Origin of the sequence: Streptomyces sp. NPDC005533 (assembly GCF_042871845.1) — a bacterium.
In the GTDB taxonomy this organism is placed as follows: Bacteria; Actinomycetota; Actinomycetes; order Streptomycetales; family Streptomycetaceae; genus Streptomyces.
In genome coordinates this window covers 1-18,910 of the sequence record NZ_JBIAJH010000057.1, presented here as the reverse complement: position 1 = coordinate 18,910, position 18,910 = coordinate 1, and the positions used below count along the sequence as shown (strand labels likewise).

Here is an 18,910-nt window from a genome sequence, read left to right as displayed (position 1 = left end):
CCTCGGTCACCCAGGGACGCCGGGACCGTCAGCGCTTGCGCGAGAGGGTGAGTCCGTCCGAGATCGCCAGCAGGACGGACTCCATGCGCGGGTCGGCCGCGACGTGCTCGTTGTAGGCGCGTACGCCCGCGGCCGAGCCGGTGGCCGACTCGTCGAGGACCGTGCCGTGGTAGAGCGTGTTGTCCGTGACGATCAGGCCGCCCGGACGCAGCCGCGGCACCAGCTCCTCCCAGTAGTCGATCTGGCTCTCCTTGTCCGCGTCCACGTAGGCCATGTCGATGTGGGGTTCGGCCGGCATGGCCCGCAGGGTCTCCAGTGCGGGGGCGATCCGCAGCTCGATGCGGTCCGCGACGCCCGCTTTCTCCCAGGCCTCCCTGCCGTACGCCGTCCACTCCTCGGAGACGTCGCAGGCGATGAGGCGGCCGTCGGCGGGCAGTGCCTGCGCCATCGACAGGGCCGAGAAGCCGGTGAAGGTGCCGACCTCGACGATGTGGCGGGCGCCCGTCAGCCGGACCAGGAAGGCCAGCAGCGGCCCCTGCTCCTCCGCCGACTGCATTCCGGCGACGTCGGGGAACTTCGCGTAGGTCGTCGCCACCAGGCCCCGCTGGACCTCGTCCAGCGGGGGGTTGTGGCCGAGCACGTACTGGTAGAGCTCGTCCGTGATCTTGGTGCTGTTGCCCTTGGTCATGCGCCCAGTCTGCCGAGCCGGGCCGCCTCACGGGTGAACGCGCGCAGTATTTCCTCCCCGGCCAGGACGCCCGCCGTGGTCAGGGCAGTCACCGACGGCGCCGTCCAGGCCGCGTCGGCCAGTTCGCCGTGGCCCGGGCGCCAGCCGGCGTCCGCCGCCAGCAGCAGGTCCGCGTCGAGCAGCGAGTCGCCGGCGGCGAGGGTCGTGCTCGCACCCGTACGGCGGGCGACCTCGTGCAGCGCGGCGCTCTTGGTGAGCGGGCGCGGGACGGCGTAGATCTTCCGGCCCTGGAGCGAGACCGTCCAGCCGCGGCCCTCGGACCACTCCGTGAGGGCCTTGAGCCATTCGTCGGGGACCAGGGCCCGCTCGACGACGAGGTACGCGAAGAGGTCCTCCGCCACGCGCGTCTTGCGCAGCCACGCCGGGTCGGCCACGGACAGCAGGTGCTGGTGGACCTCCTCCAGGGGGGCGCACTCGCGCGCCAGGCGCGCCGCGACCTGCCGGCGCCAGTCCCGGTCCGGCACCCCGTCGACGAGCAGCTGCCCGCCGTTGGCGCAGATCGCGTAGGCGGCCGGGCGGCCGGGGAAGCGGATGCGCTGGTACTGCTTGCGGGTGCGGGTGGTCGTCGGCACGAAGACCACCGAAGGGTCGGCCGTCAGCTCCGCCAGCAGTCCCGCCGCCGTCTCGGTCATGTAGGACAGCGGCTTGCTCTCGTGGACCTCGACGCACAGCAGCCGCGGGGCCACCGGGTCGGGCATGGTCAGGCCGAGGGCCGCCGTCGAGTAGATGAGCGTACGGTCGAGATCACTGGCTACGAGGACAGTCACTTCGAGGCCACAGCCTTTCCGTCGGCGCCGGTGGCGCCGCGCGTGAATCGGGGGTGGATGAGTCCCACGCACGTGTAGGGGAGCCCGTCGACCTCTTCCACCGGGACCCCGCGCTGCTCGGCGAGCAGCCGTACGTGGTCCAGGTCGGGCCCGGCGCCGCGCTGCGCCAGGATCTTCCACGGCACCCGGCGCAGGAGCACGCGGGTGGTCTCGCCGACGCCGGGCTTGACGAGGTTCACGTCGTGGATGCCGTACTCCTCGCTGATCCGCTCGACCGCGGCCCAGCCCTCCCAGGTGGGGGTGCGGTCGGCCGCGAGCAGCTCCTTGACCTCCTGGTCGACGGCGTCGGCCACCTCGTCGAAGTGGGCGGCGACGGTGTCGACGAAGGCGACGGATACGTCGGCCCCGGCGAGCTCCCGGTAGAACTTCGCGCCGTGGAAGTCCGCGGGACCGACCAGGTCGGACCTCAGAACCGTACGCGATATGAGACCGGAGACGGTGGAATTGAGACAGGCGGAGGGGATCAGGAAGTCCTCGCGGGTGCCGTACGTGTCCACGCAGGAGCCCGGGTCGGCGAGGACGACGATCTCCGGGTTGAAGCCCTCGAACTCGGCGAGGGCGTCGCGCAGCTCGCGCGTGATGGCGCCCTTGCCCGTCCAGCCGTCCACGAAGACGACGTCGGCGGGGTCGTGGTGGGCGGCGAGCCAGCGCAGGGCGTTGGCGTCGATGCCGCGGCCCCGCACGATGGAGACGGCGTAGTGCGGCAGGTCGAGGCCGTGCCGCAGCTGGGCCCAGCGGCGCATCAGGACGCCCACGGGGGTGCCGGCGCGGGCCAGGGAGACCAGGACCGGGGAGGGGGAGCGTTCGGCGAGGACGGTCTCGGTGACGGTGCCGACGGCGCGGGCGATGCGGGCGGCGGAGGCGGTGAGGGCGCTCTGGTAGAGCTCCTGGTACTGCGGGGACGGCTGGTACTCGACGGGCAGGGATTCGGCGTAGTGGGCGCCGCCGGCCTGGATGGCCTCCTCGCGCTCCTCGGTCGGGGCCTCCAGCTCGACGTCGGAGAAGTCCTGGAGCAGCCAGCCGACGTCCTCGGGGGCGTACGAGGAGAAGGCGGGGCCGCGCAGGGGCTCGGGCATGATCGGCTCCTGCCGGTCGGGGGTGGCCGGTGGGCCGGGTACGTACGAGGGGACGACGGCCAGCACGACGCGGCCGGTGTGCGGGGCGAGGGCCGCGAGCAGCCCGCTGTGCAGTTCGGGGGTGTCGCCGGCGGAGTCGACGACGGCGATGACGGCGTCGAAGCCGGCGCCCGCGACGTTGTAGGCGTAGCGGTCGCCGGGGCCGTCGGCGGGGGCGTCGTGGGCCGGGAAGACCAGCCGGGTGCGGATGGCGTAGCCGGGGTCGTCCACGGCGAGCACCGGCGAGCGGGTGGTGGTGGAGAAGCGGACCTCGCGGGCCGCGCCCGCCTCTTCGAGGGCCTTGGCGAGGCGCAGCGGCGCGTACATCAGCTCTTCGTTGCCGAGTACGAGGATCCGGCCGGGGCCGGGGCCGGGGCCGGTGCGAGCGCCGGGTTCGGGTTCGGTGCCGAGTGCGGCGGCGAGCCGGTCGGCGAGTTCCGGCAGGGCCGCCTCCAGGCGGGCGCGATGGGCGGGGGTGAAGCCGTGGCGACCGCCGTCGGGGACCCCGGAGGGCCAGTTCAGCTCGACGCGCGTGACCGGCTGCGGGCCGTCCGCCGGGGCTCCGCCCCGGACCCCGCTCCTCAAACGCCGGAGGGGCTGTATCTGCCCGGCTGCGTCGACGTCCTCGGTCGGCGGCGTCAGCCGGAGGCGGGCTTCGTGTTCCTCGACCAGGGCCTGGCCCCTGGTCAGGACGTCGTCCGGGAGGGAGACCGTGCCCGAGGCGAGGGCGACGAGGTCCACCCGTGCGCCCAGCTCGGCGGCGAAGGCGGTGAGGCGGTCGCGGTCGGCCGGGGAGCGCATGTCGACGAGGGCGACGACCACGTAGTGCGGGCGGGGATGGCGGGCGTGCAGGTCGCGGATGGTGTTCAAGACGGTGTTGCCGGTGGAGAACTCGTCGTCGACGAGGACGAGCGGACCGCTGCCCGCCAGGAGCCGCGGGTCCTCGGGCAGCAGCAGGTGCGAGGTGGCGTGCGAGTGCGCCTCCTCGAAGCCGCCCGCGGGCTGCACGCCCGGGACGGGCCGGCGGGTGGAGTGCAGGTAGGGGGCGCCGCCCAGGCCGTCGGCCACGCAGTGGCCGAGCCCGGTGGCGGTCTCGGCGTAGCCGAGGACCACGGCCGCGGCAGCCCCGTCCTCGCCGAGCAGGGCCCGGACGCGTTCGCCCAGCCCGTACCCGGCGGCGTACACGGTCCGCGGGGACTGCGGGACGTGCTTGCCCAGCACCTGCGAGACCAGCAGGTGCGCCCGCTTGGGGTTGCGGCGCAGGGCAAGTCCGAGCAGCTCCGTCAGCCGCGGACCGCCTTCGGAGTCCTCCAGGCTGACGCCCAGCCGCTCCGCGACCCAGGTACCTGACCACACTGCTTCTATCGTCTTGCCTTTCCTCGTCGTCCGCACGTCCGTCGGCGGCCGTGCGTCCCTCTTCCGGGGCCGGCTCACACCTGGAGTCCGGCCGTGAGGAGGTCGACGAAGCCGACCTCCTCCTTCGCCACGCCGAAGACCTCGGCGCGCAGCATGGTGCGCTCGGCCCAGGCCCGGTGGGGCTTCACCTCGTTCATCTTGTTCGTGTAGGCGGAACGCATGACTCCGCCGCCGCCGCGCTCCGGGCGCAGGATGTCCTGGGCGTCGCAGAACTCCTCGTGCGAGACCACGGACAGCGCGTGCACGGGGGTGACGTGGGCGGGGTGGATGCAGGTCTTGCCGAGCAGTCCGTTGGCCCGGTCGAGTTCGATCTCGCGCAGCAGGCCGTCCAGGTCGTGCTCGATGAGGGCGGTGCGCAGTTCCTCCACGCCCTCCTCCAGGAAGGGGCTGCGGCGCAGCTGGGGCTTGAAGAGGCGCTGCTGGCTGCGGAAGTACTCCCAGACGGGGCCGGTGACGGTGAAGCCGGTGCCGTCCGCGCGGCTGAGGACGTTCACGACGTCCGCGATCACGCCGGCCACGATCTGGACGTCGTAGGCGGTCATGTCGGGGGTGCGGCGCAGGCCGTAGGCGGAGCAGAAGTCGGTCACGCCGAGCCGCAGCGCCAGGACCCGCTCGCGGTGGCTGTTGACCGTGCGGGAGATGCCGGCGAGGGCTTCGACGCGGGTTTCCAGGTGCAGGAGGTCGGGGGTCTCCAGGACGGGCATGGCGTACAGGCGGGACCGTCCGCTGACGGCCTCCGCCTGGGCGACGGCTTCGAGGAAGGCGATGCCCCGGCTCTCGTCGAATTTGGGGAGTACGAATCCGGCCAGGCGCTGTACGGAGCCGCCCAGGCGGCGCACCAGGTCGGGTATCTGCTCGGGCGTGCGGACGCGGATGAAGAGGAGCGGGAGCTCCGCTTCGTCGGCGTCGAGCTCGGCGAACTGCCGTACGAGGTTCTCCTCGGCTCCGCAGACATCGGTGTCGCTGATGGAATCCTCCAGGCAGAGGACCATGGAGACGACTCCGCGGCCGGCCTGCTTGCGGATGTCCGCGGCGAGTGCGGGGCGGGTGGCCGGGCTGTAGAGCGTGGCTCCGAGCGCGGCGGCGAGGACGCGGGAGGGCGAGGCTCCGGTGAATTCCGCCGGTTCCTGATGGAAGAGGTCCTTACGGACGGTGGGCGATATGTGCCCAAAGTGACGCATGTGCTTCCCCCGTACTGCCTCGGCGGCCCAACTGGCATGGCCGGTAATAGTACGTACGAACGTGAGTCAAGAGTTCCTCAAGCACATGAAGTTCAGGTAACCCTCTTGCACCATGCCCAGGTCTCGCGTTCGAGACAAGGCCCTACGGGGGGCCGCATTGTCCCGCTCCACCCCGGGAGGGCAGGATGACGTGCATGACGCACGCGATGCAGAAGGGCTCGAACATCCCGGTGGCCGCCGTGGCGGTCCGGGCGGTGCTGCGCTGGACCGGCGGCCCCGAGGTGCCGGACGTGGACGCCTCCGCGCTGCTGGTGGGCCCGGACGGCCGGGTGCGTTCGGACGAGGACTTCGTCTTCTACAACCAGCCCCGGCACCCCTCGGGGGCCGTGTGGCGGCTGGGCAAGAAGCAGATCGGCGACGCGGTCACCGACGCCGTCCAGGCGGACCTGCGGACGGTGACGCCGACGGTGGACCGGATCCTGGTGGTCGCCTCCGCCGAGGACGTCCCCTTCGAGCGGGTCCACGACCTGCGGATCCTCCTCTACGACGCCACCGCGACCGGCGGCTCCGAACCGCTGGCCTACTTCGACGTACGGCCCGAGACGGGCGCCGAGACGGCGCTGATCTGCGGGGAGCTGTACCGCCGGGGCGACAGGTGGAAGTTCCGCGCGCTGGGCGAGGGCTACTCCGACGGGCTGGTGGGCCTGGCCACCGACCACGGGATCTCGGTCGACGAGAACGCCGCCGAGCCCGCCGCGAGCGCGACGGCGGGCCCCACCTCCGAGCAGACGACGGCGATGGCCCCGCCGGCCCCGCTCACGCAGGCCCCGCCGGCCGCCCAGCCCGCCTACGGGTACCCGCAGCCGGTGTCCCCGGCGCCGGTGCCGGTGCCGGGGGGCGATCCGTCCTTCCGGCTGCCGGTGCAGGGTCCGCAGTTCATCCGCCGCTGAGCCGGTGGCGCCCCGTCGGTGGCGCCGCCGGGGCTCCGGTCAGCTCTTGGTGCTCTTGTAGCCCCGCCCCCACTGGAGCCCCCAGCCGTACAGCCGGTCCAGCTCGGCCTGGAACCCGTACACGAACTTCACCTCGCGCCGCACGACCAGCTCGCCCTTGACCTTCTCCAGGGACACCACCGCGCAGGAGCGGGCCTGCGGGTGCCGCTCTTCCAGCGGGATCTCGATCCGCGGCCCCGTGACGGGGAAGAGCGTCACCATGGCGTGGGTCCGGTCGAAGGCCGGGGTCTGGTCGTAGATGTAGACGAAGACCAGCAGCCGCTTGATCTCGTCGGCGTGGTCGAGGTTGACGTAGAGGGTCTCCCCCGAGGCCGAACCGAACCTGTCGTCCCCGCTGAGCTTGACGTACGGCGGGTCGTTGAGGTCGCCCAGCAGGTTCCCCAGCGGCTGTACGGCGCCGCGGGTGCCGTCGGTCAGCTCGTACAGGCAGCCCATGTCGAGGTCGACGTTGACCATGCCCTGGGTGTGCGCCTGCACCATGTCCGGCTTGAACAGCTTGAACGGGTGCCGGAAGAGCTGGCCGCTCTGGCCCGAGCGGCCGCCGATGTCCGAGGTGCGCATGCGCCAGGACAGATTGACGCGCAGGTTGCCGTGGACGGCCCCCTGTTTGGTGAGCGACACCGTCGAGTGCCGCTTGGTCAGCTCGATCGCGTTCGACGAGGCGCTGCCCGACTGGAACTGCACGGCGCGGCTGCCCAAGATGCCGTCGAAGAAGCCCATCCCCTACCCCCCTGATCCCCTGGTCCTGATCCCTGTGAGCGTGCGGAAGCGGGGCGGCCCGCCGGGTCCGTGGACCCGGTGGACCGCCCCGCAGTTGAGCGTTCCGCATTACCGCCGCCGTCATGCCTCGGCGGTGGAACCCTCCAGTTCCAGGCGCTTGTTGCGGCGCACCGAGGACCAGAAGGACCATCCGATGAGCAGCACGCCGACGAGACCGGTGATGATCTCGTTGATCTCGTACTGGATGGTGACGAGCAGGATCACGGCGAGGGCGCCGATGGCGTAGTGCGCGCCGTGCTCCAGGTAGACGTAGTCGTCGAGGGTGCCCTGGCGGACCAGGTAGACCGTCAGCGAACGGACGTACATGGCCCCGATGCCGAGGCCGAGGGCCATGAGCACGATGTCGTTGGTGATGGCGAAGGCGCCGATGACCCCGTCGAAGGAGAACGAGGCGTCGAGGACTTCGAGATAGAGGAACATGAAGAAGGCGGCCTTGCCGGCCATGGCGATGGCCGTGACGGGCTTGCCGGTCCGCTTGGCCTCTTCCTCCGCCTCGTGTTCGGCCTCCTCCTCTTCCTCCAGCTTGTTCTCGAAGTAGCCGGAGAGGCCGCCGACGACCATGTAGGTGATGAGGCCGAGGATGCCGGAGATCAGGACGGTCTGCGCCTTGTCCACGTGGACGCCGCCGTGCTGGTGGGCGTTGGCCCCGACGGTCATCGAGGCGACGAGCAGGACGATCAGCGCGATGCAGGCGGACAGCATGTCGACCTTGCCGAGCTTGGCGAGGGGACGCTCCAGCCAGGCGAGCCACTTGATGTCACGGTCCTCGAAGATGAAGTCGAGGAAGATCATCAGCAGGAACATGCCACCGAACGCGGCGATGGACGGGTGGGCGTCCGTGACGAGCTGCTCGTACATCTCCTTGTCGTTCAGGGCCAGTTGCACGGCCTCGAAGGGCCCGATCTTGGCACTGATCGCGACGATCACGACGGGGAAGACCAGTCGCATACCGAAGACCGCGATGAGTACGCCGACGGTGAGGAAGATCTTCTGCCAGAAGGCATTCATCTTCTTCAGGATTCCGGCGTTGACCACCGCGTTGTCGAAAGACAGCGAGATCTCGAGGACCGACAGGATCGCCACGATCCCGAAGGCTTGCCACCCCCCGTAGAACACCGCTGCGACCAGACCGAGCGCAGTGATTGCGAACGACCAGCCGAAGGTTTTGAGAAGCACTGGCACCCCATCGTCTTGTACGGCTTTACGAAACGTTGACCCCGAAGTCTAGAGCGATGCCCCTGAGCCCCGACGCGTACCCCTGCCCCACCGCACGGAACTTCCATTCGCCCCCGTACCGGTAGACCTCGCCGAAGATCATCGCGGTCTCGTTGGAGGCGTCCTCGGAGAGGTCGTAGCGGGCCAGTTCCTGGCCGTCGGCCTGGTTCACCACGCGGATGAAGGCGTTGTTGACCTGGCCGAAGCTCTGTCGGCGGGTCTCCGCCTCGTGGATGGAGACCGGAAAGACGATCTTGTCCACCTGGGCCGGGACCTTGGTGAGGTCGATGAGGATCGACTCGTCGTCGCCTTCACCCTCGCCGGTGAGGTTGTCGCCCGTGTGTTCGACGGAGCCGTCGGGGCTCTTCAGGTTGTTGTAGAAGACGAAGTACTCGTCCCCGAGCACCCGGCCGCTGTTGCACAGCAGCGCGCTGGCGTCGAGGTCGAAGTCGGCTCCCGTGGTCGAGCGCGCGTCCCATCCGAGACCGATCAGCACCCTGGTGAGGTTCGGTGCGGCCTTGGACAGGGAGACATTGCCCCCCTTGGCGAGTGTGACGCCCATGTTGTGGTCCTCCCCGGACGACGGTGCGGCGGTGTGCCGGTGTGGCGGTGTGCCGGTGTGGCGAAGCGGCCCTGCGATGCCGCGGTGAAGCGGTGGTGCGGTGGTGCGGTGAAGCGATGGTGCGGTGCGACGGAAGCGGTGGCGCGGGTGGTGCGGTGAACCGCGTCCGGCGCCGTACACACAGTGCACGGCGCCGGACGGATGGACTGCTCGGGATCAGACGTTGACGCCGAAGTCCTGCGCGATGCCGCGCAGGCCGGAGGCGTAGCCCTGGCCGATGGCGCGGAACTTCCACTCCGCGCCGTTGCGGTAGAGCTCGCCGAAGACCATGGCGGTCTCGGTCGAGGCGTCCTCGGAGAGGTCGTAGCGGGCGAGCTCGGTGTTGTCGGCCTGGTTCACGACGCGGATGTAGGCGTTGCGGACCTGGCCGAAGCTCTGCTGGCGGCTCTCGGCCTCGTAGATCGAGACCGGGAAGACGATCTTCGCCACGTCGGCCGGGACGCCGGCGAGGTTGACCTTGATCGCCTCGTCGTCGCCCTCGCCCTCACCGGTGGTGTTGTCACCGGTGTGCTCCACCGAGCCGTCGGGGCTCTTCAGGTTGTTGAAGAAGACGAAGTTCGCGTCGCTGGTGACCTTGCCCTGGTCGCTGGTCAGGATCGCGCTGGCGTCGAGGTCGAAGTCGACACCGGTGGTGGTGCGAGCATCCCAGCCCAGACCGACGATGACCGCCGTCAGGTTAGGCGCGGCCTTGGTCAGCGAGACGTTGCCGCCCTTGCTGAGGCTGACTCCCACGGGTCCTCCATTGGGTTCTGTGTGGGGCGGTGCCCCGTCGTGCGGTTGCTACCGGATCAACGTTTCGATCCTAGTGACGGGTTCCCGCCCGGAAGCGGTTTTCGCAGGGAACTGCGCATACGGCCCGCGCAGACCTCGGTCAGAGGCTGTCGAGCGCCTTGATGTACTCGTTCAGGTCACGTGCGTCGGGCAGTCCGTTGACCACGCTCCAGCGCACCACGCCGTCCTTGTCGATGACGAAGGTGCCGCGGACCGCGCAGCCCTTGGCCTCGTCGAAGACGCCGTACGCGCGGGAGGTCTCGCCGTGCGGCCAGAAGTCCGACAGCAGCGGGTACTCCAGGCCCTCCTGCTCCCCGAAGACCCGCAGGGTCGGCACGGAGTCGTTGGAGACGGCGAGGAGCTGGACGTCGTCGTTCTGGAAGCGCGGCAGCTGGTCGCGCAGCTCGCAGAGCTCGCCGGTGCAGACGCCGGTGAAGGCGAACGGGTAGAAGAGCAGCACCACGGCCTTCTCCCCGCGGAAGTCGGAGAGCCGCACGGTGGCACCGTGGTTGTCCTTGAGCTCGAAGTCCGGGGCCTTGTCGCCGACCTCGATCGCCATCTGTCGCATCCCTTCGTTCCCGCATCCCTGCGTTGGGCTGTTCGGGTGAGGCAAAGCCTAGGGCCATCGGTGGCCCCGGGCCGTGAACGCGCACACCCCGCCGACCGGTGTCACCTGGTAGGCGGGGTGTGCAAGCGTGTCCGCTCGGCAGCGGGCGCGGCTCAGCGCTTGGACTTGGCGGCGGTCTTGGGCGTCACCAGCTTGGTGGCGGCCCACTCCTTGCCGACACTGATGCTCCTGGTCTGCGAAAGGCCGGCGGTCTCGGCGGCCTCGCTGATGTCGCTGGCCTCGACGTAGCCGGGGCGGCCCGTCTTGGGGGTCAGCAGCAGGATCAGTGCGCCGTCCTCGACCAGCTCTGTGGCGTCGACCAGCGTGTCAGTCAGATCGCCGTCTTCCTCCCGGAACCACAGCAGCACCGCATCGGCAACGTCGTCGTACTCCTCGTCGACGAGGTCGTTGCTGATGTGGTCCTGGATGGACTCACGGAATTCCTGATCGACGTCGTCGTCGTAGCCGATCTCCTGGACCACCTGTTCGGACTGGAAACCCAGCCGGGCGGCCAGGCTCTCCGCGTGGTCCGCGGTCGCGCTCACGGGGTGCCTCCTGCTCATGTTCGGTGAATGTCTTGGGCGGCGCGCGTACGCGCAGCATTGGGCGTAGTCCACACGGGCGCGGCGGATCGCGCAAGTACCCGGCCGTCGAGACCGTCGAAACGGTGACGATTGCGGCCGTCTCGCCGCAACTTTCAGCCTTCCCGTGTGTCCCTCTGGTGATTCATCCCACACCATTCCAGCTCATTCGGCATCATCGGCGACCCTCGACGGCTTTCCTACCTGTTTGAGCGACGAACGGCCGCACGAAGCGAGTGCCCGGCTCGGGCGTAAGATCGCGGTTTGTCCGGACCGGCCACCGATCTTCCGGCCATTACCCGGTGGTAAAGATGACGATTTCGGGCGAGCGTAAGAGCATGGGAGGCGGCACCCCCCGGTACGGCTTCAGCACGACTCCCCCGACAGTGAAGGAACAGCGTGGCTTCCGCATCCGATCGCAATCCGATCATCATTGGCGGCCTGCCCAGTCAGGTCCCGGACTTCGATCCGGAGGAGACGCAGGAGTGGCTCGACTCCCTGGACGCAGCGGTCGACGAGCGGGGCCGTGAGCGCGCCCGCTACCTGATGCTGCGGCTGATCGAGCGGGCCCGCGAGAAGCGCGTGGCCGTGCCCGAGATGCGCAGCACGGATTACGTCAACACGATCGCCACCAAGGACGAGCCGTTCTTCCCCGGGAACGAGGAGATCGAGCGCAAGGTCCTCAACGCCACCCGGTGGAACGCGGCCGTGATGGTCTCGCGCGCCCAGCGTCCCGGGATCGGCGTGGGCGGCCACATCGCCACCTTCGCCTCCTCCGCCTCCCTCTACGACGTGGGCTTCAACCACTTCTTCCGGGGCAAGGACGAGGGTGACGGCGGCGACCAGATCTTCTTCCAGGGGCACGCCTCCCCCGGTATCTACGCCCGCGCGTACCTCCTGGACCGGCTCTCCGAGCAGCAGCTCGACGCGTTCCGCCAGGAGAAGTCGAAGGCCCCGTACGGTCTGTCCAGCTACCCGCACCCGCGTCTGATGCCGGACTTCTGGGAGTTCCCGACCGTCTCGATGGGCCTCGGCCCGCTCGGTGCGATCTACCAGGCGCGGATGAACCGGTACATGGAGGCGCGCGGGATCGCGGACACCTCCAAGTCCCACGTTTGGGCGTATCTCGGCGACGGCGAGATGGACGAGCCGGAGTCGCTCGGCCAGCTGTCGATCGCCGCCCGCGAGGGCCTGGACAACCTGACCTTCGTGGTCAACTGCAACCTCCAGCGGCTCGACGGCCCGGTGCGCGGCAACGGCAAGATCATCCAGGAGCTGGAGTCGCAGTTCCGCGGGGCCGGCTGGAACGTCATCAAGCTGATCTGGGACCGGTCCTGGGACCCGCTGCTGGCCCAGGACCGCGACGGCATCCTGGTCAACAAGATGAACTCGACGCCGGACGGACAGTTCCAGACGTACGCCACCGAGTCGGGCGCGTACATCCGTGAGCACTTCTTCGGCGGGGACCAGCGGCTGCGCGCGATGGTCGAGAACATGACCGACTACCAGATCCAGCACCTGGGCCGCGGCGGGCACGACCACAAGAAGGTGTACGCGGCGTACGCGGCGGCCAAGGCGCACAAGGGCCAGCCGACGGTGATCCTGGCGCAGACGGTCAAGGGCTGGACGCTGGGCCCGAACTTCGAGGGCCGCAACGCGACGCACCAGATGAAGAAGCTGACGGTCGACGACCTCAAGCGCTTCCGGGACCGCCTGCGCATCCCGATCACGGACCAGCAGCTGGAGGGCGGGGCGCCGCCCTACTACCACCCGGGCCGCAACTCGCCGGAGATCCAGTACATGCACGACCAGCGCAGCTCGCTGGGCGGCTACGTGCCGACCCGTGTGGTGCGGGCCAAGCCGCTGCAGCTGCCGGGCGACGCCACGTACGCGGCCGCCAAGAAGGGCTCGGGCCAGCAGTCGATCGCCACCACGATGGCCTTCGTCCGCATCCTGAAGGACCTGATGCGGGACAAGGAGATCGGCAAGCGGTTCGTGCTGATCGCGCCCGACGAGTACCGCACCTTCGGCATGGACGCCTTCTTCCCGAGCGCCAAGATCTACAACCCGCTGGGCCAGCAGTACGAGGCGGTCGACCGCGACCTGCTGCTCGCGTACAAGGAGTCGCCGACCGGGCAGATGCTGCACGACGGCATCTCGGAGGCGGGCTGCACGGCCTCGCTGATCGCCGCGGGTTCGGCGTACGCGACGCACGGCGAGCCGCTGATCCCGGTCTACGTCTTCTACTCGATGTTCGGTTTCCAGCGCACGGGTGACCAGTTCTGGCAGATGGCCGACCAGCTGGCGCGCGGTTTCGTCCTGGGCGCGACCGCCGGGCGGACCACCCTGACGGGTGAGGGCCTCCAGCACGCCGACGGTCACTCCCAGCTGCTGGCCTCGACGAACCCGGGCTGCGTGGCGTACGACCCGGCCTACGGTTACGAGATCGCGCACATCGTCAAGGACGGTCTGCGGCGCATGTACGGGCCGGAGGCGGAGGACGTCTTCTACTACCTGACCGTCTACAACGAGCCGATCCAGCACCCGGCGGAGCCGGCGGACGTCGACGTGGACGGCATCCTCAAGGGCATCCACCGGGTGTCCCGGGGCACCTCGGGCATCGTCGGGGCGCAGCTCATGGCCTCGGGCGTGGCGGTGCCGTGGGCGCTGGAGGCGCAGCGGATCCTGGCCGCGGAGTGGAACGTCCGGGCGGACGTCTGGTCGGCGACCTCCTGGAACGAGCTGCGCCGCGAGGCCGTCGAGGTGGAGGAGCACAACCTGCTCCACCCGGAGGAGGAGCAGCGCGTTCCGTACGTGACGCGGAAGCTGTCGGGTGCGGAGGGGCCGTTCGTGGCGGTGTCGGACTGGATGCGGGCGGTCCCGGACCAGATCTCGCGGTGGGTGCCCGGCCCGTACACCTCGCTGGGCGCGGACGGCTTCGGCTTCGCGGACACGCGCGGTGCGGCCCGGCGCTTCTTCCACATCGACGCGCAGTCGGTGGTCCTGGCGACGCTCACCGAGCTCGCGAAGACCGGCCAGATCGACCGTTCGGTGCTGAAGCAGGCCGTGGACCGATACCAGCTGCTGGACGTGGCGGCGGCCGACCCGGGTGCGGCGGGCGGGGACGCCTAGCCGCAGGCCGTCACTCGTCCGTGGGGGCGCCGGGACACATGTCCCAGCGCCCCTTACGCGTTCTTTACGATGCTCGGTATGAAGGAACCCTCCCGTCAGCAGGTGTGGGAACGGCGGAGCCAGACCCCGCTGCTCGTGCTCGCCCTGGCCTTCGCCGTGGCGTACGCCGTGCCGATCGTGGCCCCCGACGCGACCGCGGACGTGCACCGGGCCTGCACGCACGTGGAGTGGGTGGTGTGGGGTGCCTTCGCCCTCGACTACGTGGTGCGGCTGGGCCTCTCGGCGGACCGCAGGCACTTCGTCCGCACCCACTGGCTGGACCTGGCCGCCGTGGTGCTGCCGCTGGTGCAGCCGCTGCGGCTGCTGCGGCTGGTCGCGACGTTGATGCTGGTGGGCCGGCGGGCCCGGATGGCCCCGCAGATCCAGCTGACGACCTATGTGGCCGGGGCGGTGGTGGGGCTGCTGATGTTCGGCTCGCTCGCGGTGCTGAGCGTGGAGCGGGACGCCCCGGACGGGAACATCAAGAACCTGGGCGACGCCGTGTGGTGGTCCTTCACCACGATGACGACGGTCGGGTACGGGGACCACTCGCCGACCACCGGCCTCGGCCGGGTCCTGGCGGTGGGCCTGATGCTGTCGGGGATCGCCCTGCTCGGTGTGGTGACCGCCAACATCGCCGCGTGGTTCATCTCCCGTTTCGAGCGCGACGACCAGGCGGAGCGGCTGCAGCTGGCGGCCCTGCGGGAGCTGCGGGAGGAGGTGCGGGCGCTGCGCGGCGAGGTCGCCCGGCTGGGCGGGGCGGCGGCCACGGGCGGGGACCCGGCCCGGCCCGCGCCCGCCGTCGCTCCCGGGCCCTCGCCCTCGCCCGAATTCGAACCCGCACCCGCACCCGCACCCGCTCCGGCGCAGCGGGAAGCTACCTCTCCCACACCTTGAACGCCCGCACCTGGTAGGGCGACTGGGGCAGCCAGACCCCGTCGCCCGGGTAGGTCTGGAACTCACCGGTCTCCGCGCACTCCGCCGACTGGTACGTGGTCACCGGCCGCCCGGTGCGGTTGGTGAGCGACTGGGCGCTGGTCCCGGCGGGCAGCGCGGTGCAGCTGTCGACGTCCAGGGTGCTCAGCTCGTAGGTCCGCTTGGCGCCCTTGAACTCCGGTTTCGCCCACAGGCACAGCTGCCCCGTCGCGCAGGCCCCGAGGGCCGGCGGGCCCGCGGCCCGGGCCGCGGTGGCCGTACTCGGGATGAGGGCGGTCAGGGCCAGGACGGTCGCGGCGAGGACGGTGGTGACGCGCGGGGTGCGACACGTACGCATGACGGGTCAACTCCTTGTGGACGGCGGGCGCCCGGACCGTTTCCGGGGCCTCATTGACACCACGCTGACCTGCGGTGACGGGCGGGCGGAAGGGGCCGCGGGCGGGTCCACCCGGATAGGCGACGGCCGCGCCGGAACCGTCCGGCAGGGCCGCCGTACGTACGGAGTTGACGCTTCCGGGAGCCGTCCGCGCGGGCCCGCGCCCGCCCCGGCGGGGCCGGGCGCCCCGGCGGCGGCCGACCCGAACGTGTCATGCGCGGCCGCCCCCGCACCCCGGCCCGGGAGGGCGGGCGGACCTTCGCAAACGGCTCAACGCGACGGCCGCCGCCCCGCCCGTCACGGGTACTCTGACCGCCCACTCGGCGTCGGAAGGGAGCCCGGGAGTGATGATCGACGAGCGGTCGGCGCCGGCCGCGCCGGTGCCGGGACTGCGCGAGCGCAAGAAGCGCCGCACCCGGGACGCGCTGCTGCGCGCCGCGCTCCGGCTCTTCCTCTCCCAGGGGTACGAGCGCACCACCGTCGACGAGATCACCGACGCCGTGAACGTGTCCCAGCGCACCTTCTTCCGCTACTTCGCCAACAAGGAGGAGGTCGTCTTCGCCGTCCAGGACCTGACGGAGGCGCACTTCGTCGCCTCCCTGCGCGCCCGGCCTGCCGCCGAGGGGCCCCTGGAGGCCATGCGGGGCGCGGTGCTCGCCGCCTGGGACACCGTCGAGGAGGCCCTCGCCGACGTGGTCCCCGTCGACCTCTACATGCGCAGCTACCGGCTGATCGAGTGCACCCCGGCCCTGCTCGCCGTGCACCTGCGGCGCTCCGCCGAGCTGGAGGAGCGGGTCTCCCGGCTGATCGCCGCCCGCGAGGGCCTGGACGTGGACGCCGATCCGCGGCCGCGGGTGGCCGTCGCCGCGTTCTGCGGTGTGATGCGACTCACCGGGCGGCTCTGGGGGCAGGGTGAGGACACCAGCGTGGACGCGATCCGGCGGCTGACGGAGACCCACCTCGACCGCATCGGCCCGTCCCTGGCGGCGAGCTGGCGCATGCAGGCCGCGGGAGCCTGATCGGCAGGACACGCCGGGGAGTTGTAGCGGATCACCCGCGTTCCGTAAGGGGTCCCACGCTTGGCCGTGAGTCCTGTCACCCGGGGCGCCACGCCCGGTCGAGGTCTCCTACGCTGGTCCCAGTGAATCTGTCCGGCCTCGCCCACTCCCCCGTTCCCGGCGCCGACCCGCGCCCTGCCGTCCTGCGCGCCCTGCTCGCGCTGGCGGTGGTCTTCATCATGCTGGCGACCACCGGCTGGACGGCCGTGCACCGGCCGGAGGGGGGCACCCCGCTGCGGGCCGCCGCGCTCCAGTCCTGGGCCAAGGCCCGGATCGACGGACGTCCGGTGCCGCCCGCCGACGCGCCCGTGCGGACGGTGGCCCGCTTCTTCGCGGGCCTGGACGGGGCCCAGCGGGCCCGGCTCGCCGACGGCTACCCGTTCGTCGTCGGCAATCTCGACGGGGTCCCCGCCACCACCCGCTACCGGGCCAACCTGCGTGGCCTGGAGCAGGCCAGCGAGGTCGAGGAGGCCCGCAGCCGCGATGTGGCCCTGACCCCGGCCGACCGGGCGGAGGCCGGCCGGCGCTCCCACCGCTTCGCCTCGCTCGCCGACCCGGGCCGGCAGATCCTGACCTTCGATCCGAGCGGCGGCGGGCGGGTGGCCGAGGTGTTCGGTGACCTCGACCGGGCCCGCCGGGTCTCGGTGATCGTGCCCGGCGTGGACACCGACGCCCTCACCTTCGAGCGCACCCAGCGCCGCCTGACCTCCCCCGTCGGCATGGCCGAGTCCCTGTACGAGAGCCAGCGCGCGGCCGCGCCGGGCGGTCGGACGGCGGTCATCGCCTGGGCCGGCTACACCGCGCCCACCGGGGTCGGCGTGGACGCCGCCACGGGGCGCATGGCCGTCGACGGCGCGGTCCGGCTGAAGGCGCTGACCACGGCCCTGCCCGGGAACTCGGGCGTGGCGCTGTTCTGCCACAGCTACGGGTCGGTGGTGTGCGGGGTAGCCGCGCACGAGCTGCCCGAGCGGGTGACGGACGTGGTGGTGGCGGGCAGCCCCGGGATGCGCGCTTCGAGCGTCGCGGACCTGCACACCTCGGCGCGGGTCTGGGCGACGCGGGACGAGGGCGACTGGATCGCGGACGTGCCGCACCTGGAGGTGGTCGGGGTGGGCCACGGCGCCGATCCGGTGTCCCCGGAGTTCGGTGCGCGGCTGCTGTCCTCGGCCCGGGCCAGGTCACACACCGGCTATTTCGCGCCAGGAACGGACTCGGTGGAGAACTTCGCGAGGATCGGAACCGGCGCGTTCGGTTCCGTTGTCTGCGCGAGCGGGGACGACGCCTGTCGGCGTGGAATTTCCGGGACAGAGGCGGACTGACGCGCGTAGAGGTGCGAAAAACGGGCTCCGCACCGAGGGGGGACGCGCGGGGGCGCCGCCCTTTACGATGTGCCGCATGGGTGACGTACTGGCCGGAAATCATGCCGTCTGGGAGTTCGACTCGGACTCGGTGCTCATCCGCTTCGCACGGGGGATCAGAACGCCGAGGGTGCCGAGACTCCTGCACGCCCTCGGCTCGCGCCGGATCCCCCTCGAAGCGGTCTCCGAGGTGACCGTGAGCGCCGGGAAGCGGGACACGGTGGTGCTGCGCGCCGTGCCGCGGCCGGGCGCGGATCCGCTGATGGAGGCCGCCGCCGGGCAGCTGAGGGAGAACTGCGACCCGTACCGGCTGGTGCTGCCGGGCGACCGGGCGCCGCAGGCGGCGGCGTTCGCGGACGCCCTGCGCTCCCGGCTGGGGCCGGACGCCGGGGAGCCGGCCGACCGCTTCCTGGTCGACGTACCGCCGCCGCCGGTCCACCTGAAGGCGTACGACGCGCGGGTCGGCTTCGACGGCGCGGCGGTCACCTTCCACTGGTCGCGCACCGGCGCCACGAGCACCAAGTGGAAGGCGGGCGACCAGCGCCTGCCGCTGGCCTCCCTCACCGGCGTCGAGTGGTGCTCCCCGGAGGGTCCGGGCGGTCACCTGCGGCTCCTCGTACGGGACGCTCCCGCCGATCCGCGCCCGGACCACGACCTGGCGGCGGCCGTCTTCGGCGTGGGCTACGGCGCGGTGCACGAGTCGCTGCCGTTCGCGGCCGCGGTCCTGGCCGCGGTGCGCGGCCGTGCCCGGGTCGGCGCCGTGAGCTCCGTCCCGGCGGCGCGCAGCGGCGGCGAGCGCCTGCGGCACCTGGACGAGCTGCACAGCGCCGGACTGCTCACGGACGCCGAGTACGTGGCCCTGCTGGACCGTTTCCGGGCGTAGCGCCGACCGCCCGCCCCCACACGCCGGACACCGGCGGCCCCCTGCGGGTGGGGAGGGAGCACGGCGGCGACGCGATGCCGGCCGCCCTGGCCGGGGTCTACCGCGCGGCTGGCTCCCGCTCGACGGCACGCATCGGTTCGACGACCTGGGCGTCGGACGACCTAGTGACCTGAGTCAGAGATTCGGTGGCAGTAGGCGGCGACCTTGTCGAGGATTTCGTCGGCTGTTTTCGTCCAGGCGAGGGGTCGTGGGTGC

17 protein-coding genes are annotated in these 18,910 nt (G+C 71.1%); 6 read left to right on the top strand and 11 right to left on the bottom strand.

Annotation, left to right across the window (positions count from 1 at the left end; genetic code table 11):
- Positions 1-28 precede the first annotated feature (28 nt).
- From ACFYP3_RS33475 to ACFYP3_RS33460, 4 genes are all read right to left on the bottom strand, one after another.
- The gene (locus ACFYP3_RS33475; RefSeq protein ID WP_388841018.1) at positions 29-688 is read right to left on the bottom strand and encodes an O-methyltransferase; all 660 of its coding nucleotides are present in this window, start codon (positions 686-688) and stop codon (positions 29-31) included.
- On the bottom strand, positions 685-1,515 hold the full coding sequence (locus tag ACFYP3_RS33470) for an HAD family hydrolase (protein ID WP_388841015.1): 831 nt from the start codon (positions 1,513-1,515) through the stop codon (positions 685-687). Before ACFYP3_RS33470 ends, ACFYP3_RS33475 begins: the two co-directional genes overlap by 4 nt.
- Positions 1,512-4,055 (bottom strand): phosphoribosyltransferase, encoded by a 2,544-nt coding sequence (locus ACFYP3_RS33465; protein ID WP_388841053.1) that lies wholly within the window; start codon positions 4,053-4,055, stop codon positions 1,512-1,514. Before ACFYP3_RS33465 ends, ACFYP3_RS33470 begins: the two co-directional genes overlap by 4 nt.
- A 65-nt stretch (positions 4,056-4,120) precedes the next feature.
- Positions 4,121-5,287 carry an HpcH/HpaI aldolase/citrate lyase family protein gene (locus ACFYP3_RS33460; protein ID WP_388841012.1) on the bottom strand — a complete coding sequence of 389 codons (1,167 nt, stop codon included), beginning with the start codon at positions 5,285-5,287 and terminating at the stop codon, positions 4,121-4,123.
- 194 nt (positions 5,288-5,481) lie between these two features.
- Here ACFYP3_RS33460 and ACFYP3_RS33455 point away from each other — a divergent pair, with 194 nt between their 5' ends.
- Positions 5,482-6,237, top strand: a complete 756-nt coding sequence (locus tag ACFYP3_RS33455) for a TerD family protein (protein ID WP_388841009.1) — start codon at positions 5,482-5,484, stop codon at positions 6,235-6,237.
- 39 nt (positions 6,238-6,276) lie between these two features.
- On the opposite strand, the gene ACFYP3_RS33450 is transcribed toward ACFYP3_RS33455, so the two are convergent.
- From ACFYP3_RS33450 to ACFYP3_RS33425, 6 genes are all read right to left on the bottom strand, one after another.
- A complete protein-coding gene (locus tag ACFYP3_RS33450; RefSeq protein WP_388841007.1) occupies positions 6,277-7,017 on the bottom strand; it encodes a Tellurium resistance in 741 nt (246 codons plus the stop codon).
- Between the two features lie 120 nt (positions 7,018-7,137).
- Complete coding sequence (locus ACFYP3_RS33445; protein ID WP_388841004.1) at positions 7,138-8,253, bottom strand: DUF475 domain-containing protein; 1,116 nt, start codon at positions 8,251-8,253, stop codon at positions 7,138-7,140.
- 25 nt (positions 8,254-8,278) lie between these two features.
- Complete coding sequence (locus ACFYP3_RS33440; protein ID WP_388841000.1) at positions 8,279-8,854, bottom strand: TerD family protein; 576 nt, start codon at positions 8,852-8,854, stop codon at positions 8,279-8,281.
- A gap of 216 nt (positions 8,855-9,070) precedes the next feature.
- A complete protein-coding gene (locus ACFYP3_RS33435) occupies positions 9,071-9,646 on the bottom strand; it encodes a TerD family protein (protein ID WP_030009302.1) in 576 nt (191 codons plus the stop codon).
- 139 nt (positions 9,647-9,785) lie between these two features.
- Positions 9,786-10,244, bottom strand: a complete 459-nt coding sequence (locus ACFYP3_RS33430; RefSeq protein ID WP_351587012.1) for a peroxiredoxin — start codon at positions 10,242-10,244, stop codon at positions 9,786-9,788.
- 161 nt (positions 10,245-10,405) lie between these two features.
- On the bottom strand, positions 10,406-10,837 hold the full coding sequence (locus ACFYP3_RS33425) for a DUF3052 domain-containing protein (protein WP_030711344.1): 432 nt from the start codon (positions 10,835-10,837) through the stop codon (positions 10,406-10,408).
- 435 nt (positions 10,838-11,272) lie between these two features.
- Here ACFYP3_RS33425 and aceE point away from each other — a divergent pair, with 435 nt between their 5' ends.
- Complete coding sequence (gene aceE, locus ACFYP3_RS33420) at positions 11,273-14,005, top strand: pyruvate dehydrogenase (acetyl-transferring), homodimeric type (protein ID WP_388840997.1); 2,733 nt, start codon at positions 11,273-11,275, stop codon at positions 14,003-14,005.
- Positions 14,006-14,083: 78 nt separating this feature from the next.
- Positions 14,084-14,941, top strand: coding sequence for a potassium channel family protein (locus ACFYP3_RS33415; RefSeq protein WP_388840994.1), 858 nt, complete (start codon positions 14,084-14,086; stop codon positions 14,939-14,941).
- On the opposite strand, the gene ACFYP3_RS33410 is transcribed toward ACFYP3_RS33415, so the two are convergent.
- Entirely contained in the window at positions 14,922-15,317 is a 396-nt protein-coding gene (locus ACFYP3_RS33410) for a peptidase inhibitor family I36 protein (RefSeq protein WP_388840991.1), read from the bottom strand. The genes ACFYP3_RS33415 and ACFYP3_RS33410 overlap by 20 nt on opposite strands.
- 386 nt (positions 15,318-15,703) lie before the next feature.
- Between ACFYP3_RS33410 and ACFYP3_RS33405 the strand changes: the two genes are divergently transcribed.
- The 3 genes from ACFYP3_RS33405 to ACFYP3_RS33395 all read left to right on the top strand — a co-directional run bounded on the left by ACFYP3_RS33405 (position 15,704) and on the right by ACFYP3_RS33395 (position 18,655).
- Positions 15,704-16,375, top strand: a complete 672-nt coding sequence (locus ACFYP3_RS33405) for a TetR family transcriptional regulator (protein ID WP_388840988.1) — start codon at positions 15,704-15,706, stop codon at positions 16,373-16,375.
- A 218-nt stretch (positions 16,376-16,593) separates the two neighbouring features.
- Positions 16,594-17,733: an alpha/beta hydrolase gene (locus ACFYP3_RS33400; RefSeq protein ID WP_388841050.1), complete on the top strand. Its 1,140-nt coding sequence runs from the start codon at positions 16,594-16,596 to the stop codon at positions 17,731-17,733.
- Positions 17,734-17,809: 76 nt separating this feature from the next.
- Positions 17,810-18,655, top strand: coding sequence for a DUF4429 domain-containing protein (locus ACFYP3_RS33395; RefSeq protein ID WP_388840985.1), 846 nt, complete (start codon positions 17,810-17,812; stop codon positions 18,653-18,655).
- The last annotated feature ends 255 nt before the right edge of the window (positions 18,656-18,910 follow it).

Excerpts from the sequence above, each read along its gene's own strand:
- ACFYP3_RS33450 (WP_388841007.1), bottom strand. The coding sequence starts at position 7,017 with ATGGGCTTCTTCGACGGCATCTTGGGCAGCCGCGCCGTGCAGTTCCAG.
- ACFYP3_RS33400 (WP_388841050.1), top strand. The coding sequence starts at position 16,594 with ATGCTGGCGACCACCGGCTGGACGGCCGTGCACCGGCCGGAGGGGGGC.
- ACFYP3_RS33415 (WP_388840994.1), top strand. The coding sequence starts at position 14,084 with ATGAAGGAACCCTCCCGTCAGCAGGTGTGGGAACGGCGGAGCCAGACC.
- ACFYP3_RS33410 (WP_388840991.1), bottom strand. The coding sequence starts at position 15,317 with ATGCGTACGTGTCGCACCCCGCGCGTCACCACCGTCCTCGCCGCGACC.
- ACFYP3_RS33460 (WP_388841012.1), bottom strand. The coding sequence starts at position 5,287 with ATGCGTCACTTTGGGCACATATCGCCCACCGTCCGTAAGGACCTCTTC.
- ACFYP3_RS33430 (WP_351587012.1), bottom strand. The coding sequence starts at position 10,244 with ATGGCGATCGAGGTCGGCGACAAGGCCCCGGACTTCGAGCTCAAGGAC.
- ACFYP3_RS33475 (WP_388841018.1), bottom strand. The coding sequence starts at position 688 with ATGACCAAGGGCAACAGCACCAAGATCACGGACGAGCTCTACCAGTAC.
- ACFYP3_RS33455 (WP_388841009.1), top strand. The coding sequence starts at position 5,482 with ATGACGCACGCGATGCAGAAGGGCTCGAACATCCCGGTGGCCGCCGTG.
- ACFYP3_RS33405 (WP_388840988.1), top strand. The coding sequence starts at position 15,704 with ATGATCGACGAGCGGTCGGCGCCGGCCGCGCCGGTGCCGGGACTGCGC.
- ACFYP3_RS33395 (WP_388840985.1), top strand. The coding sequence starts at position 17,810 with ATGGGTGACGTACTGGCCGGAAATCATGCCGTCTGGGAGTTCGACTCG.
- ACFYP3_RS33440 (WP_388841000.1), bottom strand. The coding sequence starts at position 8,854 with ATGGGCGTCACACTCGCCAAGGGGGGCAATGTCTCCCTGTCCAAGGCC.